The following is a 7,231-nucleotide window of genomic DNA, read 5'->3' on the forward strand; positions in this document are numbered from 1 at the left end:
GTTGTATTGGTAAATTGGATCGCCGCCGGAATACTGCACGAATAAGTACGGTCGGTAGTGAAGGCGGCCACCGGTTTAGGTAGTACAGTGATCAGCTTGTTAATTGAATCGGCACAGGTGGCAAACCGGTTCAACATTTTAATGGTATAGGTACCGCCTGCGGCATAACTTTTCTGTGGACTCGCTTCTGTTGACGTATTACCATCGCCAAAATCCCATTGCACGGCAACAGGGGCCGGTGAGGAAGTATTAATGGGGAAGAATGGCTGTCCGGCGCATATACTGGCAGGCAGCGTAAATTGCGTTTGGGTGTTCCCTAATACGATCAAATTCTTTTTACGCACCGTATCCCAGCAACCTGATGTATTGACGGCGCTCAGGGTAACGGTATAAGAACCATTCGCCGTATAGTTATGATGCGGGTCTCTGTCTGTGAAGGTTTGTCCATCCCCGAAATCCCATACGTAGCTGACCGTACCTGATTCAATCGATTTATTATTAAAAATTATTTCAAGCGGCGCATTACAACTATTGACTGCCGGGGTAAAATCAAAATCGGCCAACACGCCGGAAGCTATTTGTATGTATTGGGATTTACTAAAGCTTTTTGTGCAACCATTACTACTGGTAACTTTTAATGTTACCGTATAATTACCCGTACCTGTATACGTATGTGAAGGATGCTGATCTGTTGATGTGTTACCATCGCCAAAATCCCAATGCCAGCTATTGATAACGCCATCGTTAACCGTGCTTTTATCGGTAAACGTTACCGGGAAAGGAAAACAACCTATTGAGTCGGAGGCCATGAAGTCTGCCACCGGATTATCGTATACGGTAACGTATTGTTGTTTTACAATGGAATCGGCGCCTGCTGCATTCTTTGCTACCAGCTTTACGGTATAAGTACCGGGGGCAAAATAAACACTGGAAGGATTTTGAAATAAGGAGATAGTACCATTGCCAAGATCCCAGCGCCAACTGGCAGGGTTACCCGTAGAGGCATCCTGGAACTGTACTACCAGGGGAGAACATCCTGCAACGTTAGTGGCGGTAAAACCTGCCTTTACCTGCGCTTTCAATTGACCTGCTGTACAAAGTACCCAGGCCAGGGTTAGTAATACGGTTAATTGGTTTTTCATTGGTTTATGATAGGTACAACAAAAGTCGCCCTACCATCCCAATCTGGATATTGGAAGCATGCCCGTAATTGGACTTTTAGATAATAACACCTATTAAAAAAAGGCGTAATGCATAGCATTTTTAGGCATAAAAAAAGAGCAAAGGAGGCATAACCCTCTTTTGCTCTTTATTATTAAAGTAATGTGTATTTACTACTTCTTAGCGAACTGAGAACGGATAACGTTCAGCGCACCACCTGCTTTAAACCACTCGATCTGTTGTTTATTGTAGGTGTGGTTGAGGGTTATCTCGTCTTTGCTGCCATTTTTATGGTTCAATACCATAGTCAATGGTTTGCCAGGTGCAAATGATGCCAGGCCAACAAAGTCAATGCTATCATCTTCCTGTACTTTATCGTAATCTTCTTTATTAGCAAAGGTCAGCGCCAGCATACCCTGTTTTTTCAGGTTGGTTTCGTGAATACGGGCAAAGCTTCTTACCACAATAGCACGAACGCCTAAGTGACGAGGCTCCATGGCAGCGTGCTCACGGCTTGAGCCTTCGCCATAGTTTTCATCACCTACTACTACTGAACCAATGCCAGCAGCTTTGTAAGCGCGTTGGGTAGCAGGTACTGGACCATATTCGCCGGTCAGTTCATTCTTAACTTTATCGGTTTCGTCGTTAAAGAAGTTTACAGCGCCGATCAGCATGTTGTTACTGATGTTATCGAGGTGGCCGCGGAATTTTAACCATGGACCAGCCATAGAGATATGGTCAGTGGTACATTTTCCTTTTGCTTTAATCAGCAGTTTCAACCCTTTCAGGTCAGTGCCTTCCCAGGCAGCAAATGGCGCCAGTAATTGTAAACGTTGTGAATCATCAGCAACTTTTACCACAACACCGCTACCATCAGCAGCAGGTGCAGCATAACCCGCATCTTCAACTGAAAAACCTTTGGGTGGTAATTCAACACCGGTAGGTTCATCCAGCATTACTTCTTTACCTTCTTCGTTCCTCAGTTTATCTTTTAACGGGTTGAAGGTTAAGTCACCGGCAATAGCGAAAGCGGTTACGATCTCGGGTGAGGCCACGAATGCGTGGGTAGAAGCCAGCCCGTCGTTACGTTTTGCAAAGTTGCGGTTGAATGAAGTGATGATCGAGTTCTTACGTTTTGGATCATCGATGTGGCGCGCCCATTGACCGATACAAGGTCCGCAGGCGTTTGCCAGCACTACACCACCAATTTTGTAGAAAGTATCGAGGAAACCATCTTTTTCAATGGTAAAACGAACTACTTCAGAACCTGGCGTGATAGTGAATTCTGCTTTGGCTTTTAATTTTTTATCAACAGCCTGTTTTGCCAGCGAGGCAGAACGGCTGATGTCTTCGTAAGAAGAGTTGGTACAGCTACCGATCAATGCCACTTCCAGTCTGGCTGGCCAGTCGTTAGCTTTTACCGCTTCAGCAAATTTAGAAATGGGCCATGCCAGGTCTGGCGTAAACGGACCGTTTACATAAGGCTCCAGTTCATCGAGATTTATTTCAATTACCTGATCGTAGTATTTAGCAGGATCAGTATATATTTCTTCGTCAGGACGCAGGTACTCTTTGATCTGCGTGGCGGCGTAAGCAACTTCTTCGCGGCCGGTTGCAGTCAGGTAGGCAGCCATTTTCTCATCATAAGCGAACAATGAGCAGGTAGCGCCAATTTCAGCACCCATGTTACAGATAGTAGCTTTACCGGTAGCGCTTAAGCTGTCGGCGCCTTCACCAAAGTATTCCACAATAGCACCGGTACCACCTTTTACGGTTAAAATACCAGCCACTTTCAGGATCACGTCTTTGGAAGAGGTCCAGCCACTCATTTTACCGGTTAATTTAACACCGATCAATTTGGGCATTTTCAGCTCCCAGGGCAGGCCGGCCATTACGTCAACGGCGTCAGCACCCCCTACTCCAATGGCAATCATGCCTAAACCACCGGCATTAGGCGTATGGGAGTCGGTACCGATCATCATACCGCCAGGGAAGGCGTAATTTTCCAGTACTACCTGGTGAATGATACCAGCTCCGGGTTTCCAGAAACCGATACCGTATTTATTGGAAATAGAAGCCAGAAATTCGTATACTTCTTTATTTACTTCGTTAGCGGTTTTCAGATCTTCCTGAGCGCCGGTTTTGGCCTGGATCAGGTGGTCACAATGCACTGTAGAAGGAACAGCCACTTTTGCACGTCCGCAGGTCATAAACTGCAATAACGCCATTTGTGCGGTTGCATCCTGCATCGCAACACGGTCGGGCGTGAAATCTACGTAATCAACCCCGCGCTCATGTGCTTTTTCTGTGGGAACGAACAGGTGGGAATATAATATCTTTTCTGCTAATGTAAGGGGACGGCCTACCAGTTTACGCGCTTCAGCTACCTTTTCGGGCATTGCGGCGTAAACCTTTTTAATTAAGTCCAGATCAAAAACCATGATTTTTCGTTTAAGAAGTGATCAAACGTATAAAAAAGTTTGGCAAAGTTACCTAAAAAATGGGTTGATAGGGATTCAATACTTGCACAATTTTCCTGAATGTTTTAATTTAGTGGCATGAACCGGTTCAGACAATTTATAGAATGGCAGGCATTTGGCGTTTGCACCGCTATTGGCGAACGATTGGGCATCGCCACATCCCGCATTCGTACCTGGTTTATCTATGTATCCTTTCTGACTATGGGGTCTCCCCTCATTATTTATTTTATTCTTGCATTCTGGATGAATATTAAACGGTACATTTGGTCACTGCGCCGCAACCCCCTGAAATATGAATAATACCTTTTGACTCCACATACAGTTTCCCCGTAGCCTATTACTGGTATAGATTTTATTATCATTTTGATCTGTGCGTGTACAGACCAATAAATAAGGCTCTGTGTTTGAATTTGAATATAGTGATACCAACTACGAACAATTGGTGCATGCCATGGGTGCTGCGTTAAAGGTTCCCATGCAAAACGACCATTTGTTATTTCCCGAAGCCATTGGCGCCGGCACCTTACGCCACGTTCATGTGCCTAATGGCCTGCATGCCTATCTGATAGATTGTACCTGGCATCAGGACTGGCATATTCACGCCAGAACTTCGGCAGAAGAATTTTACACCCTTCGCTTTGATGAGCTTACCATTCCCGATTCACTTACCATTTGTATTGGCGATGAAAAATTACGGGAAAAGAACACCAGCAAGGCATTTGCTTACCTTACCAGTTCGCATTATAACTGGTCGTATGAAGGAACGGAAGGCTGCACCTACAAAGGTGTGAATATTGTTTTCAGCAAGAAATGGCTGGCGCAGTATTTTGATGTGGCCCGGGTTGATGAAGTATTATCATCGTATGTATCACTGAAAGCCGAAAGCATTAATATAGAACCGCTCGATGCCCGGTACCGCCGGTGGATGAAAACCATTTGCCATGTTGAAGAAAGCAATCCACTTCGCAAAACCATTCTGCAAAACCGCATGATGCTGCTGATAGAACGGTTCTTCAATAGTTTGTTCGAAAAAATGAGCAACCCCGCTTATCGCCTGCCACTTACCCATGATGACATTGCCCGCGTAATGCATATTGAACGGTTGTTAACAAAGAATGTTTTGCAAACGCCGCCCTCCATACAACAACTGGCTAAAATTGCCGCCATCAGCGAATCAAAGCTGAAGAAAGATTTTAAAACCATGTACAGTTTCCCCATCTATGAATACTTTCAAAAGGCCCGCATGCATGCTGCGCAGGACAAACTTTTAACGGGTAAATTTTCGGTAAAAGAAGTAGCCATGGAACTGGGTTATAGCAACCTGAGCAACTTCACCATTGCCTTTAAAAAGGAATTCGGCATCCTGCCCAGTCAGCTACTTACTCCTAAAAAGCTTTCTGATTAACTGTGGATGTGACATTAAAGTCAACCATGTTAAGGAATTATTACTTTTTGCAGTTACTGATATGACTATATTAGGTTACGCATAGTAAAAGTCCGGTACAGTTTTCCGTGTATATACCCTCAATAAAAATATTAGAGCCCCCGTTTTTTAATCCAATATTCACATGCTAAAAAATGTGTATAATTATTTTTTCAAATTGCAATCCATTTGAAAAACAGAGACTTATAGCTCCCTTGTGGAGCTTTTTTCATATTATGATTTTATGTGTGGTATAATTTTAGTGATATTGCGAACGAATTAAACAATTCACCACTATGAAATCCAATTTTATCTCAACCCTGTTCCTTGGGTTACTGTTTACCTGTTCCCTGAATTCCTGTTCCAAAAATGATTCGCAAGAGAAATCCAGATTACAAGTTCGGTTAACTGACGATCCTGCTGCCTACGATGCGATTAATATCGACGTCCAGGATGTGCAGATCAATGTAACCGGCGATGACGACAAAGGCTGGCAATCGTTACCAGGCGTAAAAAAAGGTATTTACAATATCCTTGACCTGGTAAATGGCAAAGACACCCTGTTAGCAGATGCTGATATTCCTTCGGGCAAACTGCATCAGATCCGGCTTATACTGGGTGACAACAACAGCGTTGTTCTGAATGGCATCAGCGCTCACCTCGAAACGCCCAGCGCACAACAAAGCGGTTTAAAGCTGAATGTGCAGCAGGATGTAAAAGGTGGCATTTTGTACACCATGGTACTTGACTTCGATGCGGCCAGATCAATTGTTACTACCGGCAGCGGTAAGTACAGTTTAAAACCGGTTATCCGCACTGTATTGAATGCAGTAGGTGGAAGTATCAGAGGTGCTGTTACTCCAGGTTCAATTCTCACAGCCGTGTATGCTATCAATGGTACTGATACCATTACTACATTCACTGATGCCAGTGGTGCTTATTTGATAAAAGGAGTACCCGCTGCAACCTACAACATGCTTTACTGGCCTGCCGATGTTACTTACCAAAAGCAGACTAAAACCGGCATCGCTGTAACAACAGGTAATGTTACTGTTGTAGATACGGTTCGCTTAGCGAAGTAGGATGGTGAAACCGTGAATGGTAAATGGTCAATGGTGAATATTCCTACATGCAGGAATTACGATAAATTTCAAACTTCATCAAGACCTAAAAATAAGAATGCCCTTATAACGAAGTTAACTTCTTTATAAGGGCATTCTCTTTATATTAAAGCAAGGCTGAATTTAGTTAGGAAACCTCGAAAATCGGGTACCATTGACCATTCACGATTCACCATTCACCATTGACCTAAATCACAGCCTTTCTGATCTTCACCAGTTTTTGTAATAATCCTTCCAGCAGCTCCAGCCGCAGCATATTGGCGCCATCGCTTTTGGCTACTGCAGGATTGGGGTGCGTTTCAATAAATAATCCATCGGCGCCTGAAGCTATCGCAGCGCTGGCAATGGTGCCTATCAGTTGCGGGTTACCACCCGTAACGCCCGTTGTTTGATTGGGTTGTTGCAGGCTGTGCGTGCAATCCATTACTACCGGTGCTCCATGTTCTTTCATCCAGGGAATATTACGGTAGTCAACCACCAGGTCCTGGTAACCGAAGGTGTTTCCCCGCTCGGTCAGGATCACATTCTCATTACCGGCTTTTACAATTTTTTCAACTGCAAACTTCATGGAAGGGCCACTTACAAACTGTCCCTTTTTTACATTCACAATTTTACCGGTTTCGGCGGCGGCTATCAACAGATCGGTTTGCCGGCACAGGAAAGCAGGTATTTGTAAAATATCGGCATATTTCGCAGCCATGGCCGCTTCATCATGTCCATGAATATCGGTAGTAACAGGTACTTTATAGGCTTTCCCCGTTTTTTGTAACAATTGCAGCCCGGTTTCATCCCCCACGCCGGTAAAGGAGGAGGCGCTGGTACGATTGGCTTTACGGTAAGAAGCTTTAAATATGTAAGGAATACCCAGGTTTCGGCAAATGGTAGAAACCTTATCCCCCACTTCCATCAACAGTTCTTCACTTTCCACCACACAGGGGCCGGCAATCAGAAAAAAGTTAGTGCTATCGTATTGTTGTCCCGAAAAAAGGTTGGTCAGCATATTTTTCATGGCGCAAAGGTAATTCATAGTTCTGAGTTCCCTTTCA

General features: G+C 44.3%; 6 protein-coding genes. 3 read left to right on the top strand and 3 right to left on the bottom strand.

The features are described from left to right. Both ACJ751_RS11055 and ACJ751_RS11060 read right to left on the bottom strand, forming a co-directional pair. A partial coding sequence (locus ACJ751_RS11055; protein WP_407745553.1) for a PKD domain-containing protein occupies window positions 1-1,142 on the bottom strand: 1,142 nt, incomplete at its 3' end. A 192-nt stretch (window positions 1,143-1,334) separates the two neighbouring features. Next, complete coding sequence (locus ACJ751_RS11060) at window positions 1,335-3,560, bottom strand: aconitate hydratase (protein ID WP_407745554.1); 2,226 nt, start codon at window positions 3,558-3,560, stop codon at window positions 1,335-1,337. Window positions 3,561-3,719: 159 nt separating this feature from the next. On the opposite strand from ACJ751_RS11060, the gene ACJ751_RS11065 reads away from it, so the two are divergent. The 3 genes from ACJ751_RS11065 to ACJ751_RS11075 all read left to right on the top strand — a co-directional run bounded on the left by ACJ751_RS11065 (window position 3,720) and on the right by ACJ751_RS11075 (window position 6,146). Next, on the top strand, window positions 3,720-3,941 hold the full coding sequence (locus tag ACJ751_RS11065) for a PspC domain-containing protein (protein WP_407745555.1): 222 nt from the start codon (window positions 3,720-3,722) through the stop codon (window positions 3,939-3,941). A 100-nt stretch (window positions 3,942-4,041) separates the two neighbouring features. Further along, on the top strand, window positions 4,042-5,046 hold the full coding sequence (locus ACJ751_RS11070; protein WP_407745556.1) for a helix-turn-helix transcriptional regulator: 1,005 nt from the start codon (window positions 4,042-4,044) through the stop codon (window positions 5,044-5,046). A gap of 314 nt (window positions 5,047-5,360) precedes the next feature. Beyond that, window positions 5,361-6,146 carry a DUF4382 domain-containing protein gene (locus tag ACJ751_RS11075; protein WP_407745557.1) on the top strand — a complete coding sequence of 262 codons (786 nt, stop codon included), beginning with the start codon at window positions 5,361-5,363 and terminating at the stop codon, window positions 6,144-6,146. 226 nt (window positions 6,147-6,372) lie between these two features. Here the strand turns inward: ACJ751_RS11075 and kdsA are convergent, their stop codons facing one another. Next, window positions 6,373-7,212, bottom strand: coding sequence for a 3-deoxy-8-phosphooctulonate synthase (gene kdsA, locus ACJ751_RS11080; RefSeq protein WP_407745558.1), 840 nt, complete (start codon window positions 7,210-7,212; stop codon window positions 6,373-6,375). Window positions 7,213-7,231: the final 19 nt, after the last annotated feature.

Origin of the sequence: Niastella sp., from assembly GCF_045805085.1 — a bacterium.
GTDB lineage: Bacteria > Bacteroidota > Bacteroidia > Chitinophagales > Chitinophagaceae > Niastella.

Coding starts and splice junctions, on each gene's coding strand:
- ACJ751_RS11065 (WP_407745555.1), top strand. CDS start 3,720: ATGAACCGGTTCAGACAATTTATAGAATGGCAGGCATTTGGCGTTTGC.
- ACJ751_RS11060 (WP_407745554.1), bottom strand. CDS start 3,560: ATGCCCGAAAAGGTAGCTGAAGCGCGTAAACTGGTAGGCCGTCCCCTT.
- kdsA (WP_407745558.1), bottom strand. CDS start 7,212: ATGAATTACCTTTGCGCCATGAAAAATATGCTGACCAACCTTTTTTCG.
- ACJ751_RS11075 (WP_407745557.1), top strand. CDS start 5,361: ATGAAATCCAATTTTATCTCAACCCTGTTCCTTGGGTTACTGTTTACC.